This is a genomic window from Psychrobacter sp. 1U2 (assembly GCF_051847575.1).
Window position 1 is genome coordinate 44,780 of sequence record NZ_JBPYDC010000005.1, and the last position, 21,580, is coordinate 66,359.

Here is a 21,580-nt window from a genome sequence, read left to right on the forward strand (position 1 = left end):
TTATGGGCTTACGTTAGCGTTTGTTCGCCTATTTCGCCCTTATATCTTGACCCTATTTAGCCTTTATTGCGGTAAGCATCATGCAACCCTGAGACTACAAAATCTAACAACTCGCTATCGCCTTCACTAGCCGCTTTGCGCATTAATTTTGAGGGCGCATGCGTCAATGTCTGCGTGAGGCGCCTAGACAGCTCAGTGATGACTTCTTCGGCATTAACCTCGCCATTTTCTAGTCTGGCGATGGATTCAGACAGAATTTTATCCACTTGCGTGTGCGTGCGATTACGATACTGCTCGATGTCACGGCCTACCTTGCGCACTGCAAAGCGCTGCTCCATCTCAACCACTAACTGACTGACGAGTAGCTCTGCATCGACTGCCGCTTGTCTACGCTGCTCAAGGTTGCCGGCGATGACGTGTTGCAGATCATCGACAGAGTACAAATAGATATCGTCCATCTGACTAATAGTGGAGTCTATATCGCGCGGTACAGCTAAGTCGATCATCAGCATCGGCTGATAACGGCGACGCTTAAGCGCCTGCACGGTCATCGTTTTATCGATTAGCAAATTCATACTGCCGCTACAGCTGCTAACAATATCCGCCTCGCTCAGTAGCTGCGGTAAAGCTGCTAATGGTTGCACTTCAATGCTGCGACCCGGCTGACGCAGCTCGGCAGCTAAGGCTTCGGCGCGCTCTGGACTACGATTACAGATAATAATACGCCCAACCCCAAGCCCGGCGATATGCGTCGCGACTAGACGGTTCATCTCGCCAGCCGCCACCACTAACAGCGTACGCTTCGCAAAATCATCAAATATCTGCGTGACTAATTTTGCCGCGGCAAAGCCAAGCGATACCGCTTGCGCACCGACATGGGTCTCATTACGTACGCGCTTGGCCGCCGCGAACACTTGATCGACTATCCAGCCCAGCTGATTATTGAGTACTTTCTCATCCTGCGCTAGATGCACCGCTTGTTTTATTTGGCCTAATATTTGCGGTTCGCCCAATATCATCGAGTCAAGCCCAGCGGCTACTCTAAGCCAATGAGTTAGAGCATGAACATCGCGGTGCACATAAAGATAGGGATCCACCTCACTAAGTGGTAGTTGTTTAAACTCAGCGAGCCAGTTTTTTATTTTTAGAATATGAGCGCTGACGTCAGCTGGTGAGACACTAGAGCTACTACTGCTGTTAGCCACTTTATTAGTGACAGAGGCGTTCTCTGGAGCGGAAGCGTTCGTTGGCGTGACGTCTGTGGTATTTGATGATGTTGTTTGCGGAGCTGTTGTTTGTCGCACTGTTGTCTGTGGGACTAGGGCATAGATTTCCGTGCGATTGCAAGTTGAGACGATAATGCTGCCATCGGTAAACTTCTCTAATTGCTCAAGCGCAATATTTACATCAGCGCCCACAAGTGCCAGGCGCTCACGCAAAGCGACTGGTGCAGTTTTGTGATTGACCCCAATGACCACTAATCTCATTATTGATTGACCATAAGCATAACGTTTACTGACTGAGCTCAAACCAGTGAGTGGCGTCGTGATAAAAAGCAAAAGCAAGCCCATCACGCTTTGATATAAGCGCAGATAATGGAGGCCGCGTTGTTGATTTAAGCAAACTACCGAGCAACCCATAGCCGCTCATAGTAATGGTGATAACGTAAAGCTAGCTATTGTACCATTGTTATCCGCTTTATTTAATAGTACCCCATCATTACTCAGATAATGTTAAGGCAGCTTATACTCTATCTGGGCTTATCAAAAAAAATCAACTAGCAGTATGGTTTAACCAATAGCCTCAACAGCTTCTTCGATCAACCTCTGCTTTGATTAGCCACTAATAGTAATTTATAGCCTTAGAATGAATGGGTTAACGCGCGCTACCGCTTAGGCGGCGAATTGCTTTTTGCTCTAAGGTTTGTGGTATTCTTATAGTCAGTGTTCTATATATACGATAACAAGAGTGCTATTGTTTAGGATTAATCTAGCCTCGTATAATGACTCGATACACGATATTGCGCGAATTTATAGGTAATGATCATCAGTTATGATGTTTTTTGGATTAGTGTTTCAAACAAGATCTACGCCGGACGCCGCTTTGAGCCTTGACTATCGAGAGCAGTCTCGTATTCAGGTATTATTGCGCAGGGTGATGAAGCGTCTTCGGCAACAGCGAAAGCTAGCTTTAGTGCTGGCGACTTGCTTGTGCCTGTCTACTTCTGCTCAAGCAGAGGTGCTCGATCCGCTATTAAAACTATGGAAACCTTATCGCTCGATGGCAGCCTCCGTTGCTCCTGAGTCAGTTAGTGATAACAATAGCTCTACTGAACGTACTCATTCTAATGATAAAAGCAATGATAATAAGAGCAACAATAACGTCTCAAGCAATCAGGCTACCCCTATTAATAAGCTTAAAAGCAATGATTTGATTCTAGCAACTGACGAGACTGCTCTCACGAATGTTGAGGATGAGCCAAGTCTCTATGCTCTATTGGATGCTGAATTTGCAGCAGATCGTGATGATATCGCGCGGGCACTGATGCTTTATAAGCAGCAAGCCTTTAAAAGAGATGCGACCGCGGTGTTTGAGCGCGCTCTAAGTTTATCATTAGACTATGAAGCGGTTGACGAGTCCTTAGCGTTTGCTAAAAACTGGCAAGATCAGAACCCTGACCATGTTCCTGCTTGGTTTTATGTAGCGCATTTAGCCCTAAAAGCTCATGATTATGCTCTGGCAGGTGAGACGCTCAACCGTATTCTTCGCTATGATCCTCGCGCTGACTTAAGCGAGATTCTCATCGGTATCTACCCGAGCACCGATGAGGACAGACGCGAGTTATTAGCCGCCTTACAGCCTATTGACAGCGAGCAAAACGCCTCAATATCTGTCCTTAAAGCCGGTTTGCTGTATCAATTTGATGAACCCAAAGCCGCTCTTATTCATATCGAACGCGCGCTAGCCACCCAGCCTGACTACGTGCCTTTTATTACTCTAAAAGCGGATATCTTACGCAATATTGAACCGGCACAAACGGTGGTTAATTACATCAGCCAAGCGCGCTTGCGTAATCCCGATAGCAAAAGTCTGTACCTTTATGAGATTCGCTACTTGCTCGATTTAAAACAAAGCGTGTCGGCTTGGGAGCTACTTTTGGAGGCGCATAGCCGCTTTACGGATGATCCTGAGATTACGTTACTGGCCGCGTTAGTCAGTTTGGATATTCAAGAATATCCTAGCGCCGATCAGCTGCTGAATACCTTAGCAAAAAGTCCTACTTATTTGGATCAAGCCTATTATTACTTAGGTATCAGTGCCGAGCGCCAACAGCGTTTTGAGCAAGCAAAAAACTATCTAAAGAGTGTCATGCAAGAGGACTTAATCTTAGCCGCGCGTAAAAAAGTGGTGGAACTTGAGCTATTAGCAGGTAATACCAATGCGGCGATAGCAACCTTACGCAATCTGCGTGAGGATTTTGAGGTATTCGCGCCTGACACCTTTGTGCTACAGGCCGATATTTTGTGGCAGCAAGGTGAGGCTGATGAAGCGCTAGAGCTACTGAGCCGTGCCAGTCGCAAGTACCCAGACAGCGAAGCGATACTATTTGCGCGGGTACAATTGCTCGATGATCGCAATGATTATGTGGTGAAGCGCACTTTGCTCAAACATTTACAAACGCTTGATCCGAACAATTTATCGTATCAGCTCAGCTACGCGCAGCTATTATTAGCCAATGATCGCAACTCTACTCAAGGCTTAGATCTAGCGCAAACTATCATTCAAATTCGCTATGACGATCCGCGTTATGATAACGAGCTACATCTGCAAGCACTGAATGTATTAGCGAGTAATGCTCTAGCTAACGATAACTTCACGCAAGTTATTGACTATCTACAGACCCCTTATGAGGTACTGCCAACGCTGCGCTCAGGTGTGCTGTTGCTGCGAGCGTATCAAGGGTTGGAGAATAACGAGAAAGTCGCCGCGCTATTGGCTGACTTGCAGCAGCGCTTTGCTTTTGGTCAACAAAACGTCAATGACCGTATTCAACTTTACTAACATACTCCATAATCGAGTAACATCTACAGCTTAGACTTATTAGTTATTGAATTTTGAGCGACTCTTATTGAGTTGCTTTTTTTAAGGAAGAATTTATGTCGACATTTTTATCCACAGCGTTGTCCGTTAAAAATAACAAAAATTTAAAAAAACCAGCGTTACTAGCAACCGTGGTTAGTGGCGTATTATTGACCGCTGGTTGTCAATCCATACCTAGCTCGCAAGCTAACGCTACTACCACGCCTACCCTGCAAGCGCAGAAGCTTGAAAGCTTTACTATCAATGGTAAAATCGGCGTGACAATGCCTTCTGGGCCCTCTGCTTCTTCGGCTGATGCTAGCAGTGCTGGCACGCAAGGCGGTAGCGCTTTTTATACTTGGGGACAAGAAGATAATCGCTTCGCTATTGAGCTGATGGGCGCGCTGGGCATCGGCAAAACCAATATCGAATATGATGGTCAAACCGCAACTCTAGTTAGCGAAAAAACCGGCAGCCTTAGCGCTGAACATCCCGAAGCGTTATTACAAAAAGCCACTGGCTGGCAAGCGCCCATCTCACAAATGCCTTACTGGATATCAGGACGCTCTGCACCGTCGGACACTGCTCCAAAGACTGATACTCAAAACCGTCTGGTCAGCTCAGTCAACGGTAACTGGAGCGCTAAGTTCGCTTATGACGGTAATGAAAAACTACCGAATAAAATTATCGCTACTCAGCCGCAAGGTCAAAAAGTGGTAATGACTATTAATCATCTAAGCCGCTAACAAAATAGAGTTGATAATGAGCCAAAACTCTACGCAAAACCCTATAACTTCTCAGGCTACTATCACACGCTTGTCACCGGCAAAAATCAATCTATTTTTGCACATCACAGGCAAGCGGGATGATGGCTATCATAATCTGCAAACGGTTTTTCGCTTGCTCAATTGGGGCGATTATTTGCATTTTTTCATCAGGCAAAAAGTCGCTATTAGCGAAGCTAACCGAGTCAATAGTGACTTAGATAAACAAGCAACTTGTCTTTGCAACCAACTCATTTCGCTTACGGGCGCGGACAGTATTACCGCAAACCTAGAAGAAAATCTAATCTTTAAAGCCGCAAAAGCTCTGCTATCTTATATTATTTCGGTAGAAAAACTACCTCAATCCTTGCCAGCTATCAGCATCACTTTAGACAAGCATCTGCCTATGGGCGCAGGCTTAGGTGGCGGCTCCTCCAATGCCGCTACTACACTACTCGCGTTAAATGAGCTTTGGCAATTTAACCTAAATCAAAACGAACTCATCGAAATCGCGACGACAATCGGCGCTGATGTACCGATTTTTATCTTTGGCCAAGATGCCATTGCGACAGGTATTGGCGAAGAATTAACCGCCATTGACTTACCTGCTCAGTATTATCTAATTCTAACGCCAAGCGCGCATGTCAATACTGCTAAGCTATTTGCTCATCACAAATTACGTCGTGACGTTACGCCTTTATCTATCGAAGCTATTAAAAATCAAACTAAGAAGTACCTGCAAATTCTAAATCCGCCTTATGATAATGTCTTTACCCCGGTAGTGACGAGTCTGGCCGCTGAGGTTGAAGAAGCTTTAGGTTATTTACAGCGTTTACAGTCACAAGCGCTAGGCAAAGCACGAATGACTGGCTCTGGTAGCGCAGTATTTTTGCCTTTAGGTGAGAGTGTGGTGGCTGATAAAGCGCTGTTAACGAAGTGGATGGCAGATGCGCCTTGTGCGGGGTACGTGGTAAAGAGCTTATAAATTAACCGTTGAGTTGTAGGGTGCTTTTCAAGTATTACCAAGCAGTTTAGAATAATGATATCGGTAATCAAAAAAAACACCCTTCGTCATTTTAAGTCTGTTATCATCTGATAAGCTTTCCTATTACGAATAATCCAAAGAAAAAGCCGAAAAGCCTTGCAAAATCTGAAAATTTACTTATAATAGGTCGCCACAATAGGGGTATAGCCAAGTTGGTAAGGCATCAGGTTTTGATCCTGACATCCGTTGGTTCGAGTCCAGCTACCCCTGCCATTTTTTGTTTGTCTTGATTGTTTATCATGTAAGTTGCGCATCGATAGCCAGTTATGATCGCTAATGTGATCCTGCTGTCAGTGATAGCAATTGACAACACCTTCATACTTTCGGTATAGTTCGCAACGAACACCGTAAAGTTCGGTCATCGCCAAGAGTGTAAACTCATAGGGATGACACGTTAGGTAAGCGTAGCGATAACTGCTGCGATGCCAAGCATTACAGGGGTATAGCCAAGTTGGTAAGGCATCAGGTTTTGATCCTGACATCCGTTGGTTCGAGTCCAGCTACCCCTGCCATTTTCTGTAATTACGTTGTTTCATCTTCTGTAAATGTTTACTACCCACTCTTTTCTATATTTGAGCAGTTTGACACTGCTTAGCGGTCACTGCTTGAGTCACTCAATAGGACTTTGTCATGCCTTATTTGGCGATTTTTACGGGTAATGCCCACCCTGAACTTGCGAAAACCGTAGCCGATCATCTCCATATCCCTCTTGGGAAAGCTGACATCACCCGTTTTTCTGATGGCGAAATCGCTGTAGAGATCAAAGAACACGTGCGCGGTAAAGACGTGTTTATCATGCAGCCGACTTGTGCGCCGACCAATGACAACTTGATGGAAATCATGATGATGGCCGATGCGCTACGTCGCTCAAGTGCCGGTCGTATCACCGCTGTCATGCCCTACTTTGGTTATGCCCGTCAAGATCGTCGTCCACGCTCAGCCCGTGTGCCTATCTCAGCCAAAGTCGTCGCTGATATGCTGAACATCGTCAGCATTGATCGCGTGATGACGGTCGATTTGCACTCGGATCAAATTCAGGGTTTCTTCGATATTCCCGTTGATAACATCTACGGTACACCGGTATTATTGAACGAATTACTCAAGCACGACTATGATAATATCATGGTGGTCTCACCGGACGTGGGCGGCGTCGTGCGTGCCCGCGCTATGGCGAAGCAACTAGGCGACGCTGATCTAGCGATTATCGATAAGCGCCGCGCCCGCGCTAACGAATCACAAGTCATGCACATCATCGGTGATGTCCGTGACCGTGATTGTGTCATCGTTGATGATATGGTCGATACCGCAGGGACTTTATGCAAGGCAGCAGTAGCACTCAAAGAAAGCGGCGCGCGTCGCGTATTGGCTTATATCACGCATCCGGTATTATCAGGTAATGCGCTAAAAAACATCAGTGATTCAGAGCTTGATGAGATCGTCGTGACCGATACGATTCCGTTATCAGACGCGGCAAAAGCATGTACTAAAATTCGCCAGGTTTCTATCGCGCCGATGCTCGCTGAGAGTCTGCGCCGTATCAATAACGAAGAGTCTATCAGCGCCATGTTTGATGCGTAAGATTGCTCGTTAGCTAGATTAAATCTCTAATAGTGAAGATTAGCGCTAAAGTCACCCTTTAGCGCTTTTTTTGTTTTAAAATTCTTGGTTGCTATTTTTGCTACGGTTTTTAGATCTCAAATTGACAAAGTGGGCTTTTTCTCATTCACTTATCAATTTTTATAATCTTTTCAACCCTTTATTATTGCGACAAAAACACGTATAATGCGCGCCTGTGCTGCTCATTGCTTATTATCTATCGTTTTACAGATAAATTTTATAGATATAGGTAGTTAACTCAGCACTTTTTAAAGTATCAATCATCCAGTAGTGGACTGGTCGCAAGTTTTGATGCTGGTAGATACTTCACATACACTCTATAGGATTATATCCATGGCTATTGATCATTTTGCAATTAACGCGGTTGACCGCTCTGCTGAACAACAAGGTAAAGGTGCGAGCCGCCGCCTACGTAAGCAGAATCTAGTACCCGCTATTATTTATGGTGGTAATGAGGAGCCAACGGCTATCTCTATCAAACTAAACGAGATGGTAAAGTCGCTTGAATACGAAGCGTTTTTCTCACAAGTTTTAACTATTACTACTGATAAAGGCGATGAGCACCAAGTCGTTATCAAAGACTTGCAGCGTCATCCTGCTAAAGGCTTCCCAATGCATGCTGACTTTCAGCGCATTGTAAAAGGCCAGAAAATCAACATGAACATCCCTGTACATTTCTCAGGCCGTGAAGAAGCGCCTGGTACCAAAGAAGGCGGTGTTCTATCAACGTTAGTTTCTGAAGTTCTAATCGTTGCTCTACCTTCACAGCTTCCTGAATACCTCGAAGTTGATGTTTCAGGTATGGAGATCGGTGATCTTTTCCGTCTATCAGATATCGAGCTGCCTGAAGGCGTCATTATCTTCGATCTTGATATGGAAGATGCGCACGACCGCACTATCGTTAACATGTTGCCACCAACGCTTGAAGAAGTGGACGAAGATGCAGACGAAGTGGATGCTGATGAAGTACCAGCCACTGAGCAAGGCGGCGAAGGTGAAGAAGCTGCTGAAGATAAAGACGGCGACGATAAAGACGCTGAGTAATTATCCTTTAGTAAACCCCTACTCTAGTTCGACTATGAGTAGGCTTGTGCTATAAAAAAACAGCAGGTGATTGAGATCTCCTGCTGTTTTTGTCAGTATGATTTGAACAAACAACTCGAGTCGTTATTTATTTAAATCATATTTATGGTTAGGTTTAGCTTTTTAGGTAGCGCTTGTTCTTCATTTTTAGGCAGAGTATATTATGGCGATAAAACTAATCGTTGGTCTTGGCAATCCTGGCGAGCAGTATATGCTCACGCGGCATAATGCTGGATTCTGGTTCGTACAGCATATCGCTCATCAGTTCAATATTACTCTGAGCCCGGATAAAAAGTTCCATGGCGTCACCGGTCGCGGGCAAGTGCACGGTCATGATGTGCGTTTGCTACTGCCGCTCACCTTTATGAACAAATCGGGTCAGTCGGTCGTCCCTATGGTCAATTATTATAACATCGCCAATGATGAGCTACTGATCGCTCATGACGAGCTCGATATCGACGCCGGTAGCATTAAACTCAAAACCGCTGGCGGCCATGGCGGCCATAATGGTCTGCGCGATATCACTCCGCATATCGGTAATGACTTTCATCGCTTGCGCGTTGGTATCGGTCACCCTGGCCATAAGTCAAAAGTGACCGGTCACGTGCTCTCAAAGCCTGCTGCCAATGAACAAATCGCTATTGAGAGTGCGTTAACGACGGCCTTTGAAGCGCTACCTTTACTCTTAGACGGCGATATCGAAAAAGCGCGCTCGCAAATCAATAGCTTTAAATTACCAGAGTAATGCTATAAAATTGCGCCAGCCTTTTATTTTGACAAAATTGGCCCCATTAACCTTTTGATTTCGCTCATTTAATCTGTTCTTAATACCGTTACACCCTTTAATACTCGTTATACCTTTTAATACTCGTTTCACTAAGGAAGCACTTTATGCTACTTAATATGCTCAAATGCAAACTGCACCGTGCCCGTGTTACCCATGCCGAGCTACACTATGAAGGCTCATGTGGTATCGACGGCGACTTATTAGATCTAGCAGGTCTACGCGAGAATGAATCGATTGATATCTATAATGTCACTAACGGTAAGCGTTTTCGCACTTATGCTATTCGCGCGGAGGCAGGCTCTGGCATTATCTCCTTGAATGGAGCAGCAGCACACATGGCAGACTTAGGCGATATCGTCATCATCTGTGCCTACGCGCATTTTGATGAAGTAGAAGCGGCGACTTATCAGCCTAAGCTCGTGTATTGCAATGAAGACAATACCGTTAAAGACACTGCTAATATCATTCCCGTACAGGTCGCTTAAAGCGTCCGATACTATTTGATATTGTGGTCAATACTGTGGTCGAGATTAGAGCTACTATCGATCATTCGTTGATTAGCTTTATTGCTCGCTGACTATACTTCTAAAAACTGAGTCTATTTAGGCTCAGTTTTTTTATGCACTTTTATTATAGATAAGATACTTTGACGTACCGTTTTTAAGATAAAATACTTACCCTCAAATGTTAAATATATCTAAAGGATAACCCTAATGTGGTTGGCAATTGTTGCAGTAGTCGTGGGCCTAGCTATTTTAGTATGGAGCGCAGATGTCTTTATTGATGGCGCGGTGGTATTGGCCAATAAATTAAACGTTCCTAGTTTTTTGATCGGCGTAGTGATATTAGGCTTAGGTACCTCAGCTCCCGAAATGGTGGTCTCAGCACTAGCGGCGTTGGAGGGTAGCCCTGATCTGGCTTTAGGTAATGCTTACGGCTCTAACATTATCAATATCGCTCTAGTATTGGGCGCGACGGTATTAATAAGCCCAATCATCATTCGCAAAAGCATCATCAATCGTGATATGCCACTATTATTATTAGTGACAGCAGTCGCGGCATGGCAGCTCAGTGATGGCATGTTGAGTCATACTGACGGTATCGTGCTCATTGTCCTGCTGGTGTTGATATTAGCTATTCAGATCGTCTTAAGCCTACGAGAAGGCAATCATGAGCACGAAGATGATCCTGTTCTAGAAAGTGCAGAAGAGACAAGCGCTATTCGTGGTATCGGTGCGCTATTTTTAGGATTGCTAGTACTGATATTAAGCTCACGCGCTATTGTTTGGGGCGCAGTTGAGCTTGCGACTTTTTGGGGCCTCAGTGAGCTTATTATTGGCCTGACGATTGTCGCTGTTGGTACTTCCCTACCGGAGCTAGTGGCAAGCTTGTCAGCGGCGCGTAAGGGCGAGCATGATATGGCTTTAGGTAATATTATTGGCTCTAATATTTTTAATACCTTAGCGGTCGTCGGACTTGCCGCGCTTATTGCACCAATCACCCCGAATGCCATCATTCTGTCACGTGATATATTAGCAATGGGGCTGCTCACTATATTACTATTTGTGATGTGTTTATTTGCTTTTAAAACCAAGCACAGCTTCGGCCGCAGCTCTGGTGCCACTTTAGTATTGTTCTTTGTCGGTTATACTTTCTGGTTAATACAAACGGTCTCTGTATAAGCGATTGTGATTTGAGCTGCCAATATACAACAATAACAGTAAGCAGGAGAGTGGTGCTAATTTTTACGGTTTCTAATAACCCGCCATAGACCCTCATTCTCAGTTTTTGGCATCTTTAGGGTGATAGTATTGGAGATCATATCTTGCACTGCCAGACCGCGGCGATTGAACAGACAAAAGGCATAGTTGAACATCAACCCCAAAAACGCGCTAGTCAAAATAATAGCGCGTGACCCGCCTATCAAGCTGCCAATAATGCCCAAGATAAGCGGCATTATACTGGCAGCCATAATGCGCTTAAAAGACTGGCCCCAAGTTAGTAGATGGCCTGAGTCATTGACTGTTTTGAGTCGCCAAGTCTGCATGCCTAAGGTTTGACCGCCGCGTCGCCAGAACAGTCCATAAAATCCGACTAAGGTTAAGATAAACGACGGCGTCATCACTATGTTTTGATACCAAACTGGCAGCGAGCGGGCTTGCGCGGATTCTGTACCCGTCTGCATAGTCAGTAGCGTGCCTACCACCGTCAGTACCGTACCTACTAAGAAAAGCAAGGCAAGTATAAGCATGCCATCATAAACGATAGCAGCAAGCCTAGTGGTTGGTTTAGCGATAGTAGGCTCTTCCGCCGGCATGGGCGTAGTCGCTTGGTGGCGTGGACTTTTTGTTTTGACAGTCGCTCTTTTTTTACTCTTTGGCATAGCTTAAGCTCATAGCAGGCATCAAATGATAGCCTATTGTACCGTAATTAAGAGGTTTATCATAAAGCTATGATAGATCTAGACAATCATAACGATAAAATCAACAAGCACAAAAAAACCGCCAAATGTCAGAAGACAGGCGATTGATTTAGGGTGTTCTTTGCTAACTTTTAAAACATTGATAATGCAAATGGTGCGCCTGGAGAGATTCGAACTCCCGACCCCTTAGTTCGTAGCCAAGTGCTCTATCCAACTGAGCTACAGGCGCTTATTGCACATCATCTACTACGCAGTATATAACTTTTGTAGCAAATTAGGTTGGTCATTATATAGATAATTTCGACGTTGTCAATAACTTTGCTCATTTAAACAAGATTATTTTCAAATATTGTTTTTAAACTGAGCTATCTACAATGAACCGAATAAATGGCGGTGAAGGAGGGATTCGAACCCTCGATACGCTTACACGTATGGTTCCTTAGCAGGGAACTGGTTTCAGCCACTCACCCACTTCACCGAACAAGATAAGACTTCTATAAGATAGAATACAGTATCGATGCTAGCGATACGTCTCATGCTGTGGGCGAGTATTATAACAAAGCCAAAACGAATTGCAAGCGTTGCAGCCGTATTTGCTATAATTTAATTTTTATCTCATGGATTATTACAGAAACAACTCTAAGGAAAAATTATGCGTCCAGTCGTCCTTTGTTTTTCAGGTCTAGATCCTTCTGGCGGAGCAGGCTTGCAAGCCGATATCGAAGCCATTGGGCAAGCAGGCGCTCATGCTACTGTCGCTTGCACCGCTATTACCATACAAAGCTCGCAGCAGGTCTTAGGCTTTGAGCCTTGTGACTCCGAATTAGTCAGAAATCAAGCGATGGCGGTACTCAATGATTTGCCAGTCAAGGCGATCAAATCCGGCATGCTTGGAACGACTGATAATATAAAAATGCTGACTCGATTATTCGCTAACAAAGTGATTAAAAAAAACACCCCTTTTGTTCTCGATCCGGTACTCGTCGCCAATAGTGGTGGCAGCTTAGGTGATGAGGCAACTTTAGTAGCAGCCTTTAAGCAACTCCTTCCCTACGCGACTTTGATTACTCCAAACACCCATGAACTGCGAGCTTTAAGCGGCGAGCAAGACTTACATGTAGGGGCAAAAAAGCTCTGCGCTCAGGGTACCCACGCCGTACTCGTTAAAACCTCGCATGACTTCGATAGCGGCGATATTGAACAGTATCTGTATATAGAGGGCGAGATGATACATAAGAGTGTGCTGCTGCGCTTAGACGGTGAATTTCATGGCTCTGGCTGCTCACTTGCCAGCTACATCGCAGGACGCTTGGCGATAGGCGACGAGGTAGCCGCTGCGGTAAAGGCCGCGGATACTTGGATTACCCAGACGTTAAGAGCGGCGGACAATCCCCATCCTGATGATTTGCAAGCGCAGCTGATACCCAACCGCTTTGTTAAAACTAAGAGTTGATAAGCATGTAAAGTTTAACCAAAATAATCACACAACAAAAAGCCCTACCCGCATAACAGATGACGGTAGGGCTTTTATTATATTAAGGCATGTTAAAAAAACTTAGCCTAGCATTGGCATCAAGCTAGCAGCGACGGCTCCAACCATTATCTCTATCAAATAAATTGCAAAGAAGGCAATGATCGGTGAGAGATCAAGCATGCCTAAATTCGGCGTAATACGGCGAAATGGCGCTAGAATAGGCTCAGCAAGCTGCATGATGATACCAATAATCGGATGCTGGGACTGAGTAAACACCACTATCCAGCTGACGATGATAGAACCAATAATCAAATAACGACTCAATCTTAAAAAGTCTAGAATCAGGCTGAGTGTACCCTGAAAAAATAGTGGAATCGGGGCAATACCTTTATGCATTAACGCCGCTTTTCCTGAGATATCTATGAGTCGAATCAAAAACATCAACACGATGGCAGCAATACTAATGCGCCCTCCTCCTAAAGTCGGAAAGATACGGCCAAATACATCGACGATATGCGTCGCTTTATAAGCCGGCGCAATCATAGGGTCGCGCGCATCCATCCCCGCAAACTGCAGCATAAAGCGGATAAAAATCAGCAGCATCGCAAAGGTGGTGACCAAATCAAAAATCTGTAATAGTACGTTGTTCATTAAAGGCTACTCAAGACGTCGGTATAAAGAGACTACACAATTCATTTGCTGGTCGCTATGTTTACAGCGACCTGTGTTATTGATACTCATTACTAATATTAGTTATTTGTACTATATATTGGCACTAAATAGCACTGTGGGCGCACGCGTTTTATTTCATCTCTTCGCTAAGCGCTTGGCTACGATCATAACAAGCTTGCATCGCCTCGCCTATCTGTCGGCCGACCTCATTGGCTTGCATCGATTCAATCGCCGCTTGCGTGGTGCCATTCGGTGAGGTAACTTTGCGACGTAGCTCAGCAGGCGTATCATCGCTACCCATCGCCATCTTGGCCGCGCCTAGCATGGTTTGCATAGCCAGTGCTGAGGCTTGCTCTTTATCTAAACCTAGCGCCACACCGCGATCAATCATCGACTCAAGGAAATAGAACATATAAGCAGGCGCTGAACCAGATACTGCCGTTACCGCATGCAAGTGCTCCTCGTCCTCAACCCACATTACTAGGCCTGAAGCCTCCATAGCCGCAGTGGCAAGCTGCTTTTGCTGCTCATCAATACTATCAGTAGCGTACAGACCCGTCGCCCCCATCTGTATCATCGCCGGAGTATTGGGCATAGCACGAACGATGTTTTGATAACCGCCGAGCATATCCGCTAAAATATCCGTTGATAGACCTGCGGCAACTGAGACAATTAATTGCTTGTCGAGCACATCCGTGAAGCCGCTAACGACCGCTTTCATAACTTGCGGCTTCACTGCTAATACGACTAAATCAGCGTCTTTTACCGCAGTCGTAGCATCGGCAGTAGGATCTACTGTATTTAAGCCTTTAGCATCTAGTTGCTGACGGATATCGGTACTTGGATCAGCGACTGTAATCATCTCAGGCTTAACACCACAACCGACAAGACCACTGATTAACGCCTGCGCCATATTACCGCCACCGATAAAGCTGATTTTTTTATTATTAAGGACTGAGTTATTATTTTGTTCTGACATCATAATCTCCTAATTAGCAATTTCTAATATAACTTTGTTAGAAATAGTCAAAAGTATTCAAAGTGATAGCGCTAAAATGGGGTCTAGTTTAGCATACTGCTATTATTGTCGTTTGATAAATTCAAGGGCTTAGAGTTTGCTGGCTTCTTGCAAAACATTAACGCAAGCTTTGCTCAATACAGTCAGCTTTTCAGCAATATCACGGTGGGATAGATCGCTTTTTAAAGTCCAGCTATGAAACGGTGATAAAAGTAGCAACGGCACTGCTGTTTTTGCATGCTCATCATTATTTACAATCTCAGTGTCTGTTATAACTGCGCTAACTACCACTAAACTATCCCTCAACCAAACAGGGATAGCTAGCGTCTGATAAAGCTTTTTACCGGCTTGCGCTTGTCCCATGGTCATGGTTTGTATCTTTTGCTGTCTACCTAATGGCGTTATCTTGAGACTGATTTTATTATCGATAAGCTCTTGGTATTGATCGTTGTCAAGCTTATCCCAGTCGATCTTTAGCTGCCAAAGATAGCCTGTATCCATACTCTTACGAATATCAATAGCTAAACTCTTTGATAAACAATAGCTCTTTTCAAGCGTATTTAATGCAAGCCAATTCAGAAAATCGTGGCTCAAACGATAAAGCTGCTGACGATAGCGATAGATACGGTAGTGCTGCAGGTGTGCGTACCAGTCAAGCTCAGTTTGATGATTGTTGTCTTGCCGCTGAGTGAGCGCGTAGACATCATCGACTAATTGCTTGGCTGGCGGTAGCGGCTCATCCTGCGCTAGCCAGTAATGCAGTAGCTGCTTTTGCCTTGCCGTGGATAAGAGTTGTAATTTATCGATAGCTAACACCTGCTGAGCGGTAGAGAATTTAAGCACTTCTACCGCTGTCATCTGCAAGTCTTGTTCAGCCTGCGCCTCCACTATCGCTTGCGCTTCGCTAAGCAGTTGCGCGCTACGAGCGATATTGCCTATGACGTTAGGGTTATAATTGGCTAGTAACGGCATAACCTCACGGCGCAAACCGCTACGTACGTTGTCACCGCTAATGTTGGTAGGATCATCGATATAAGGCAGCTGCAAGCGCCGCGCATAATCACTAATCGCGGCGCGAGTTATCGTCAACCACGGACGCCACAAGATGTGATGACGACCTTGCTGCGCTTGCTCGCGCCACGGCTGCATAGCGGCTAGACCCTTAATGCCTGCGCCCTGAATCAAACGCATCAGTACGGTTTCTGCTTGATCATCGGCATGATGTGCGAGCATCAATACATCGCCTTGATTGATGTACTCTTGCATGACGCGATAGCGAGCTTGCCGCGCCGCTTGTTCATCTCGACCTTGCACTTCCGCTTTTAAAATAGTACAAGGTAGCTGCTGAGCGGCGGCCCACTTAGCAACATGATTTGCCCAAAACGAGCTATTCGCTTGCAAGCCATGATCGACATGCAACAGCTGCGGCAAAAACGGTAAGCGGCCTTGCTCATAAAGCTGCAAACATAGCGCGGCTAAAACCAAAGAATCGCGCCCACCGCTACACGCTAGCCAAATTCGCCGGCCCAGTAGCTGCTGATGATAATCTGCTAAACTACTTAACACGGCCGCTGCTAGCTGCTGATCGACAGCTAACTCTGCTATCGGCTTGATCGGATAAGACTTAATAGCGCTATTTGTCATAGTTATTCTTATATAGCCAATTCAAAATTAAATTGACACGCTCATCTTACCAGTGCTACTGGTATAGGTTTTCCTTGCGTGCTGTGTCAGTTTTAGGGTGACTCACCTATATTTATTCTAACCTCTAAAAGGAAACCTTGAAATAAAAACAGGTAGCCAAAAAAAACGCGCTAATAAATAGCGCGTTTTAGTTTAGCATTAAGTCAGTTTATTAAGCTAAAAGCTCGACTAGCTAGTCCAAGCCTTTTGTTGAAAAACTAGCCAGGCAGCATTACCTCTGAATCGAATGATTTTAGCTTCTGATAACGCTGCTCGCAGCGCTCATCGGCATCCATATCGACTATCTCGGCCAGTTGCTCTTCTAACAACGCCTTTAACGCATCCATTACCGGCTGCGGCTGCACATGCGCGCCTTCCCCTTCATCAATGACGGCATCAATCAAACCCATCTGATAAAGGTTAATCGCATTTAGTTTTAATGCTTCGCTAGCATCTTGCGCTTTTTCAGCGGTTTTCCAGAGAATAGAAGCACAGCCCTCAGGTGAGATCACTGAGTAGATACTGTTTTGCAGCATATTGACTCTATCGCCAACACCGATTGCCAGCGCGCCGCCTGAACCGCCCTCGCCAATGATAGTGACGATAATAGGCGCTTTTAGGCTTGTAAATACTGCAATGCTCTCAGCGATCGCTTGCGCTTGACCGCGCTCCTCGGCACCAATACCAGGATACGCGCCTTGAGTATCGACAAAGCTCATGAGCGGAATATTAAAACGCTCAGCCATCTTCGCCAAACGAATCATCTTGCGATAGCCTTCAGGATTCGCCATACCGAAGTTATGAGCGATGCGCTCGCGCGTACTACGACCACGATGCTGACCGATGACCATCACAGGCTTGCCATTGAAACGGGCAAGGCCGCCCAAAATCGCTTTGTCATCGGCAAAAGCGCGATCGCCATGCAGCTCATCAAACTCCGTAAATAGCTGATTGACGTAGTCCATAAACAGTGGACGTTTTGCGTGTCTTGCCAGCTGTACGCTGTCCCAAACAGTACTCATAGACTTATCCTTTTTAGTTTTATAGACGATTACAGTACAGTTGTAAACTCAATTAAGCTATAGTAGCACATCTCAATGTCTATGGCAGCGCCGATACCTTAGCTTTTTTAGAGAAAACTAGTGTCAACTTAACTTTCAATCACACTAAGCTGAATACCCCATTTTGCAAACTGCTCGATGTCAGCATAGAGATCAGAGTACAAGAAGGCATAGTGTTTTTTATCGGTGCTCACGGTAATCTGCCAATGAGTAGCGTCTATAATGACCAACTCCATTAAAGGTAAGTCGTACTCGCTACGGCTATGATGCGCGGATACTGCAAGCCTTAAGAGCAAACACAAGTACAGCAGTTGATCGCCGCCAAGCTTGCAGGTTTGCTCAAGCATATCGCCTTTTAGCTTACGCCTATGACTCAGCACTAACTGTGCCATACGTTTTTGATCTACTTGGGAGAAACCAGGAATGTCTGAATTTCCTAGCAAATAAGCACTGTGGCGATGATAATTGCTATGACTAATCGCCAGCCCTATTTCATGTAGATAGGCCGCGCGTCTCAATAGGTCACCGTCATCATTGCTGAGCTGCAAGTCATCTTGTACTTGCCTAAAAAGATGACGGCTGGTTCTGACCACTTGCCGGGCTTGTTTTTTGTCCACTGAATAGCGCTTAATCAAGGCCAACACACTACGATCACGCACATCTTCGCTAGCAAAGCGTCCGAGCATATCGTACATCACACCCTCGCGTAACGCCCCGTCAGAATAAGCTAAGGTCTCTATACCGAGCACCTTCATTAAGGCTCGCAGTACCGCTACCCCTGCCGGAAACACCGCTTTTCGGTGCTCTTTAACACCCTCAAGCTCAATGTCTTTCACATCACCAATAGAGATCAATAATTTTTCTAACTTTTTGACGCCTTTATAAGTAATGCACTCTTGCTCATTGGCCCAGCCTTTGGAGACTAGGACATTACGCACCGCCTTGATGGTGCCACTGGAGCCGATGACGCTCGTCCATCCCGCTTTTTGGTACTGACCGCTGATAGCGAGCACTTCTTTACGCGCAGTAGCGATAGCACTAGTAAAGGCTTTATCAGTGATTTGACCATCAGCAAAGAATTTTTTGGTGAAGGCCACGCAGCCCATCTGCAAACTCTCTGTCAATAACGGCTCAAATCCTGTACCGATAATAAATTCAGTCGAGCCGCCGCCGATGTCTATGACTAAGCGCTTATCGCTACTGGCATTGGTGTGCGACACCCCCAAATGGATCAATCGCGCCTCTTCCCGTCCCGCGATAATCTCGATAGGATTGGGCAAAATCGCATTAGCGCGAGCAATAAAGTCATCGGCATTTTTGGCTTGGCGTAGGGCGTTGGTAGCGACGATACGCACCCGCTCTGGCGGTACGGAGTCTAGACGCGCGGTAAAACGGCTCAGACAATCAAGCCCTCGACGCACTGCTTCTGCACTGAGAATGTTGTGCTCATCGAGTCCTGCTGCTAGCTGTACCTTTTCAGACATAGAGACGACTTTACGCACCTCACCATGATCGAGCCGACCGATAGCTAGATGAAAACTATTAGAGCCGATATCTATCGCTGCCATCAGCTCGTCTTCGGCAAGTGGCGGATTTTCGGGGTAGTTTGTGAGCATAAAGTGGCATTACCGTAAATGTGGGTTAAATAAAAGTGCTTATTAAAGCATTTATGCCAAATCCTAGCAAACAATGTAAACCTTTACCGAAAGGTTGTGTAAAACTGACTTTCAAGTAATGCTTAATACTGGTATTACTGGGAAGTATTTGCTACATTTAAATTTAGCAATATACGATAGATAACAAGAACTTAAGTACTGATATGCTCTAATATCAACTATACTACCGTATTGGCGATTCACCAAAGCCTAACAATAATTTTAACAAAGATGATTTTAGCAAAGGAAGCTACTATGACTATTCGACAGGATACCCAAACCGCTAATGATAGCAACACGGCTAGCGCTGATCAGCATCTAGCCAATCAAAGTCGTCAAGAAATGACAGAAACTAAGCGTAAGGCGCAACAAAATTTTTATGACTTTTATTTAGAAGAGCATCAAAACATGGCCTGTCGCCGTTTGCACTTTGCTGGTAGCAGCTTTGGTCTACTAGGACTAGCAAAGTCCATACAGACCCGCTCGCCCAAGCCTCTGCTCAAAGGTATTGCCGCAGGTTACGGCTGTGCTTGGGTTGGTCATTTTTTCTTTGAAAAAAACAAACCGGCCTCTTTTAAATTTCCTCTAAAAAGTTTCGCTAGCGATTTTCGTATGTATACCGACGTACTGCGCGGTAACTTGAGCTTGAGAGATATTAAGTACGATAAGCGCGCAAAGTGACCACTGCTGGTAGCATAATACCTTAAAAGCAAAAGAAGCCAACACCTTTAACGATGTTGGCTTCTTTTTAGCTTTAAAGCATTGCGTTTATGCCTTCGCCATTTCTGCAAAGATCTCATCAGCAGCTTGCACAGATTTTTCTAAATCATCGCTGCTATGCTTAATCGACATAAAGCCCGCTTCATAAGCAGAAGGCGCTAGGTAGATGCCGCGATCGAGCATGCCATGGAAGAAAGTATTGAACTTATCCATATCGCAAGCGGTCACATCATCGAAGTTGATCGGGGTTGGGGTATCGCTGTCTTTGACAAAGAAAATACCGAACATGCCGCCTAGTTTATTGGTACGTAGATGAATACCATGCTTATCAGCTGCCGCTTGAATACCATCGACTAGTTGATCGACTTTAGAGGCTAAATCGTCATAAAAACCATCAACGGTTAAATCTTCAAACATAGCGATACCGGCGCGCATCGCTAGCGGATTACCCGATAACGTACCCGCTTGATAGACGCCGCCCATTGGTGCGATACATTCCATAATCTCACGCTTACCGCCAAAAGCCCCTACTGGTAGACCTGCACCGATAATTTTACCAAAGCAGGTTAAGTCAGGCTCAATTCCGAAATGCGCCTGTGCGCTGCCAAGACCAACGCGAAAACCGGTCATGACTTCATCAAAGATAAGCACCGCGCCATTAGCGCTACACTCTTGGCGTAACGTATCATGAAAGGCTTGCTCAGGAATAACCATGTTCATATTACCTGCAATCGGCTCCACGATAACGCAAGCAATAGTGTCGCCCCACTTCTCAAAGCAGTCCTTGATCGCCTGTGGATCGTTATAAGGTAAAGTAATGGTATGCTTTGCAAAGTCAGCGGGAACGCCTTTGGAGGTCGGCTCACCGATATCGAGCATACCAGATCCTGCTTTGACCAATAAGCTATCGGAGTGACCGTGATAGCAGCCCTCGAATTTAACGATATTGTCACGGCTGGTATAGCCGCGGGCAAGACGAATAGCGCTCATCGTCGCCTCAGTGCCTGAGCTGGTCATGCGTATCATCTCAACGCTTGGCACGATGTCGCAGATTTTATCCGCGACCGTGGTTTCAAACGGTGTCGGCGTCCCAAAGCTCAAGCCATCGTCCGCTGCTTTTTTGACCGCGTCGATCACTTTGGGATGCGCATGCCCTAAGATCATTGGCCCCCATGAACCAATATAATCGATATAAGCATTGTCCTCAGTGTCATATATTTTGCTGCCAGAAGCCTTGTGCATAAACACTGGCGTACCGCCTACCCCTGCAAAAGCACGAACTGGGGAATTCACACCGCCTGGAATATGTTTGCGGGCTTGGGCGAAGAGCTGTTCGTTTTTAGTACTCATAATTAGTCTCTATTATTTTATTGAAGTTCATTTTGAGCTTGCTTGGTTTTAATTTATTTAGAAGTAATTAAAAAATTTTAAATAACAATTACTTAAAGTAAGTTCGATATAAAAGCGATAACTATTATCCAAAAAATCATCGACGGGAT

The 21,580-nt window shown here is 45.3% G+C and carries 18 protein-coding genes and 4 tRNA genes; 12 read left to right on the plus strand and 10 right to left on the minus strand.

Going from position 1 to position 21,580, the window contains the following annotated elements; genetic code table 11:
- Positions 1–56: 56 nt before the first annotated feature.
- Positions 57–1,487, minus strand: coding sequence for a glutamyl-tRNA reductase (gene hemA, locus ACS8FD_RS03735; RefSeq protein WP_439274626.1), 1,431 nt, complete (start codon positions 1,485–1,487; stop codon positions 57–59).
- Positions 1,488–2,052: 565 nt separating this feature from the next.
- On the opposite strand from hemA, the gene ACS8FD_RS03740 reads away from it, so the two are divergent.
- The 10 genes from ACS8FD_RS03740 to ACS8FD_RS03785 all read left to right on the plus strand — a co-directional run bounded on the left by ACS8FD_RS03740 (position 2,053) and on the right by ACS8FD_RS03785 (position 11,058).
- Positions 2,053–4,062 carry a tetratricopeptide repeat protein gene (locus tag ACS8FD_RS03740; RefSeq protein WP_439274528.1) on the plus strand — a complete coding sequence of 670 codons (2,010 nt, stop codon included), beginning with the start codon at positions 2,053–2,055 and terminating at the stop codon, positions 4,060–4,062.
- A gap of 95 nt (positions 4,063–4,157) precedes the next feature.
- A complete protein-coding gene (gene lolB / locus ACS8FD_RS03745; protein ID WP_439274529.1) occupies positions 4,158–4,826 on the plus strand; it encodes a lipoprotein insertase outer membrane protein LolB in 669 nt (222 codons plus the stop codon).
- 16 nt (positions 4,827–4,842) lie between these two features.
- Positions 4,843–5,829: a 4-(cytidine 5'-diphospho)-2-C-methyl-D-erythritol kinase gene (gene ispE / locus ACS8FD_RS03750; protein ID WP_439274530.1), complete on the plus strand. Its 987-nt coding sequence runs from the start codon at positions 4,843–4,845 to the stop codon at positions 5,827–5,829.
- A gap of 197 nt (positions 5,830–6,026) precedes the next feature.
- Positions 6,027–6,102: transfer RNA gene (locus tag ACS8FD_RS03755), tRNA-Gln, on the plus strand.
- Between the two features lie 223 nt (positions 6,103–6,325).
- A tRNA-Gln gene (locus tag ACS8FD_RS03760) sits at positions 6,326–6,401 on the plus strand.
- A 118-nt stretch (positions 6,402–6,519) separates the two neighbouring features.
- Positions 6,520–7,467 (plus strand): ribose-phosphate pyrophosphokinase, encoded by a 948-nt coding sequence (locus tag ACS8FD_RS03765; RefSeq protein WP_439274531.1) that lies wholly within the window; start codon positions 6,520–6,522, stop codon positions 7,465–7,467.
- Between the two features lie 372 nt (positions 7,468–7,839).
- The gene (locus ACS8FD_RS03770; RefSeq protein WP_439274532.1) at positions 7,840–8,550 is read left to right on the plus strand and encodes a 50S ribosomal protein L25/general stress protein Ctc; all 711 of its coding nucleotides are present in this window, start codon (positions 7,840–7,842) and stop codon (positions 8,548–8,550) included.
- A 202-nt stretch (positions 8,551–8,752) separates the two neighbouring features.
- A complete protein-coding gene (gene pth / locus ACS8FD_RS03775) occupies positions 8,753–9,334 on the plus strand; it encodes an aminoacyl-tRNA hydrolase (protein ID WP_439274533.1) in 582 nt (193 codons plus the stop codon).
- A 146-nt stretch (positions 9,335–9,480) separates the two neighbouring features.
- Positions 9,481–9,861 carry an aspartate 1-decarboxylase gene (gene panD, locus ACS8FD_RS03780; RefSeq protein WP_045443274.1) on the plus strand — a complete coding sequence of 127 codons (381 nt, stop codon included), beginning with the start codon at positions 9,481–9,483 and terminating at the stop codon, positions 9,859–9,861.
- 228 nt (positions 9,862–10,089) lie between these two features.
- The gene (locus ACS8FD_RS03785; protein WP_439274534.1) at positions 10,090–11,058 is read left to right on the plus strand and encodes a calcium/sodium antiporter; all 969 of its coding nucleotides are present in this window, start codon (positions 10,090–10,092) and stop codon (positions 11,056–11,058) included.
- A 56-nt stretch (positions 11,059–11,114) separates the two neighbouring features.
- Here ACS8FD_RS03785 and ACS8FD_RS03790 read toward each other — a convergent pair whose 3' ends face one another.
- The 3 genes from ACS8FD_RS03790 to ACS8FD_RS03800 all read right to left on the minus strand — a co-directional run bounded on the left by ACS8FD_RS03790 (position 11,115) and on the right by ACS8FD_RS03800 (position 12,276).
- Complete coding sequence (locus ACS8FD_RS03790) at positions 11,115–11,759, minus strand: RDD family protein (protein ID WP_439274535.1); 645 nt, start codon at positions 11,757–11,759, stop codon at positions 11,115–11,117.
- A gap of 191 nt (positions 11,760–11,950) precedes the next feature.
- Positions 11,951–12,027 (minus strand) — tRNA-Arg (locus ACS8FD_RS03795).
- Positions 12,028–12,186: 159 nt separating this feature from the next.
- A tRNA-Ser gene (locus tag ACS8FD_RS03800) sits at positions 12,187–12,276 on the minus strand.
- A 174-nt stretch (positions 12,277–12,450) separates the two neighbouring features.
- On the opposite strand from ACS8FD_RS03800, the gene ACS8FD_RS03805 reads away from it, so the two are divergent.
- Positions 12,451–13,251 (plus strand): hydroxymethylpyrimidine/phosphomethylpyrimidine kinase, encoded by an 801-nt coding sequence (locus tag ACS8FD_RS03805; protein ID WP_439274536.1) that lies wholly within the window; start codon positions 12,451–12,453, stop codon positions 13,249–13,251.
- Between the two features lie 102 nt (positions 13,252–13,353).
- Here ACS8FD_RS03805 and ACS8FD_RS03810 read toward each other — a convergent pair whose 3' ends face one another.
- From ACS8FD_RS03810 to ppx, 5 genes are all read right to left on the minus strand, one after another.
- A complete protein-coding gene (locus tag ACS8FD_RS03810) occupies positions 13,354–13,923 on the minus strand; it encodes a YggT family protein (RefSeq protein ID WP_439274537.1) in 570 nt (189 codons plus the stop codon).
- A 151-nt stretch (positions 13,924–14,074) separates the two neighbouring features.
- Positions 14,075–14,923, minus strand: coding sequence for a pyrroline-5-carboxylate reductase (proC, locus tag ACS8FD_RS03815; protein ID WP_439274627.1), 849 nt, complete (start codon positions 14,921–14,923; stop codon positions 14,075–14,077).
- A 129-nt stretch (positions 14,924–15,052) separates the two neighbouring features.
- Positions 15,053–16,606: a tRNA lysidine(34) synthetase TilS gene (gene tilS, locus ACS8FD_RS03820; RefSeq protein ID WP_439274538.1), complete on the minus strand. Its 1,554-nt coding sequence runs from the start codon at positions 16,604–16,606 to the stop codon at positions 15,053–15,055.
- A gap of 257 nt (positions 16,607–16,863) precedes the next feature.
- Positions 16,864–17,667, minus strand: coding sequence for an acetyl-CoA carboxylase carboxyltransferase subunit alpha (locus ACS8FD_RS03825; RefSeq protein WP_439274539.1), 804 nt, complete (start codon positions 17,665–17,667; stop codon positions 16,864–16,866).
- Between the two features lie 128 nt (positions 17,668–17,795).
- Positions 17,796–19,322 (minus strand): exopolyphosphatase, encoded by a 1,527-nt coding sequence (gene ppx / locus ACS8FD_RS03830; protein ID WP_439274540.1) that lies wholly within the window; start codon positions 19,320–19,322, stop codon positions 17,796–17,798.
- Between the two features lie 381 nt (positions 19,323–19,703).
- Between ppx and ACS8FD_RS03835 the strand changes: the two genes are divergently transcribed.
- Positions 19,704–20,042 (plus strand): Mpo1-like protein, encoded by a 339-nt coding sequence (locus tag ACS8FD_RS03835; protein ID WP_439240676.1) that lies wholly within the window; start codon positions 19,704–19,706, stop codon positions 20,040–20,042.
- Positions 20,043–20,129: 87 nt separating this feature from the next.
- On the opposite strand, the gene hemL is transcribed toward ACS8FD_RS03835, so the two are convergent.
- Complete coding sequence (gene hemL, locus ACS8FD_RS03840; RefSeq protein WP_439274541.1) at positions 20,130–21,431, minus strand: glutamate-1-semialdehyde 2,1-aminomutase; 1,302 nt, start codon at positions 21,429–21,431, stop codon at positions 20,130–20,132.
- Positions 21,432–21,580: the final 149 nt, after the last annotated feature.

Excerpts from the sequence above, each read along its gene's own strand:
- hemA (WP_439274626.1), bottom strand. The coding sequence starts at position 1,487 with ATGAGATTAGTGGTCATTGGGGTCAATCACAAAACTGCACCAGTCGCT.
- ACS8FD_RS03740 (WP_439274528.1), top strand. The coding sequence starts at position 2,053 with ATGATGTTTTTTGGATTAGTGTTTCAAACAAGATCTACGCCGGACGCC.
- lolB (WP_439274529.1), top strand. The coding sequence starts at position 4,158 with ATGTCGACATTTTTATCCACAGCGTTGTCCGTTAAAAATAACAAAAAT.
- ispE (WP_439274530.1), top strand. The coding sequence starts at position 4,843 with ATGAGCCAAAACTCTACGCAAAACCCTATAACTTCTCAGGCTACTATC.
- ACS8FD_RS03765 (WP_439274531.1), top strand. The coding sequence starts at position 6,520 with ATGCCTTATTTGGCGATTTTTACGGGTAATGCCCACCCTGAACTTGCG.
- ACS8FD_RS03770 (WP_439274532.1), top strand. The coding sequence starts at position 7,840 with ATGGCTATTGATCATTTTGCAATTAACGCGGTTGACCGCTCTGCTGAA.
- pth (WP_439274533.1), top strand. The coding sequence starts at position 8,753 with ATGGCGATAAAACTAATCGTTGGTCTTGGCAATCCTGGCGAGCAGTAT.
- panD (WP_045443274.1), top strand. The coding sequence starts at position 9,481 with ATGCTACTTAATATGCTCAAATGCAAACTGCACCGTGCCCGTGTTACC.
- ACS8FD_RS03785 (WP_439274534.1), top strand. The coding sequence starts at position 10,090 with ATGTGGTTGGCAATTGTTGCAGTAGTCGTGGGCCTAGCTATTTTAGTA.
- ACS8FD_RS03790 (WP_439274535.1), bottom strand. The coding sequence starts at position 11,759 with ATGCCAAAGAGTAAAAAAAGAGCGACTGTCAAAACAAAAAGTCCACGC.
- ACS8FD_RS03805 (WP_439274536.1), top strand. The coding sequence starts at position 12,451 with ATGCGTCCAGTCGTCCTTTGTTTTTCAGGTCTAGATCCTTCTGGCGGA.
- ACS8FD_RS03810 (WP_439274537.1), bottom strand. The coding sequence starts at position 13,923 with ATGAACAACGTACTATTACAGATTTTTGATTTGGTCACCACCTTTGCG.
- proC (WP_439274627.1), bottom strand. The coding sequence starts at position 14,923 with ATGTCAGAACAAAATAATAACTCAGTCCTTAATAATAAAAAAATCAGC.
- tilS (WP_439274538.1), bottom strand. The coding sequence starts at position 16,606 with ATGACAAATAGCGCTATTAAGTCTTATCCGATCAAGCCGATAGCAGAG.
- ACS8FD_RS03825 (WP_439274539.1), bottom strand. The coding sequence starts at position 17,667 with ATGAGTACTGTTTGGGACAGCGTACAGCTGGCAAGACACGCAAAACGT.
- ppx (WP_439274540.1), bottom strand. The coding sequence starts at position 19,322 with ATGCTCACAAACTACCCCGAAAATCCGCCACTTGCCGAAGACGAGCTG.
- ACS8FD_RS03835 (WP_439240676.1), top strand. The coding sequence starts at position 19,704 with ATGACAGAAACTAAGCGTAAGGCGCAACAAAATTTTTATGACTTTTAT.
- hemL (WP_439274541.1), bottom strand. The coding sequence starts at position 21,431 with ATGAGTACTAAAAACGAACAGCTCTTCGCCCAAGCCCGCAAACATATT.